General features: G+C 73.0%; 1 protein-coding gene and 1 pseudogene. One reads left to right on the top strand and one right to left on the bottom strand.

Annotation, left to right across the window (positions count from 1 at the left end; translation table 11 throughout):
* A pseudogene (locus ACOV8S_RS26640) lies at window positions 1–85 on the bottom strand (YbjN domain-containing protein); the annotation flags it as partial.
* Window positions 86–213: 128 nt separating this feature from the next.
* Between ACOV8S_RS26640 and ACOV8S_RS26635 the strand changes: the two are divergent.
* Window positions 214–648 (top strand): hypothetical protein, encoded by a 435-nt coding sequence (locus ACOV8S_RS26635; RefSeq protein ID WP_448320845.1) that lies wholly within the window; start codon window positions 214–216, stop codon window positions 646–648.
* Window positions 649–708: the final 60 nt, after the last annotated feature.

Genomic DNA, 708 nt, shown 5'->3' with positions numbered 1-708 from the left:
GGACAGGGGGCCCCGCCGGTCCCTGGGGCTGCGGCTCGGGCTGCTGGCCCCCGAAGTTCGGAATCGAGGACGGGTCGATGCTCACCGTAATTTTCCCTTCGTATGGATCTCCCGCCAGTGTCCCCCACGGGGGGCGGGTCCCTGCAACCCCTGGGCCACACGGGGCGTCGTACGTGGCGTGATCCGACCCGGTCGGAGGGTGGCGGAGGGGGAATGGTGGGGGATCCGGACAATCGGCCGAGCTGCACGCTGATCGTCGTGCTCGCGCTGGCGGCGATGCTCCTGCTGTCACTCCTGATGTCCGTCTGGTTCGTGGTGGCCGCGTCACCGTCCGACGCCGACTGCGGCGAGGCCCTGGCCTACGGCGCGGCCGGCCCGCCGCCGGCCGGGGCCGCGGACCTCGGGTGCGAGGTCGGGACGTGGGACATGACCACCTACGACGTCACCTTCCGCCTCCCGGCGGACCAAGCGCGGGCCTGGGTGGCCGACAACTACCCGGACGAGGAGCCTTGGACGGACGGCGACCACGTCCTGCACCTGGAGGTCGGCTTCGTGGAGACCCCCGGCAAGGCATCCACCGTCCGCGTGGAGGTGACGCCCCACCCGGACGGAACCTCCACCGTGACCTGGCGGGCGATGGGAATCTGAGCGCACGGCGCCGTGGCCCCGCCCGTTCCTCCGCGCAGGGGCGGGGGCACGGGCGGGGGG

It is taken from the genome of Streptomyces sp. CO7 (genome assembly GCF_053474865.1).
The sequence above is the reverse complement of the archived record's forward strand: the minus strand, read 5'-3'. Positions and strand labels throughout refer to the sequence as shown.

Bases quoted from the DNA above. Each gene is read 5' to 3' on its own strand.
- ACOV8S_RS26635 (WP_448320845.1), top strand. From the start codon at position 214: ATGGTGGGGGATCCGGACAATCGGCCGAGCTGCACGCTGATCGTCGTG.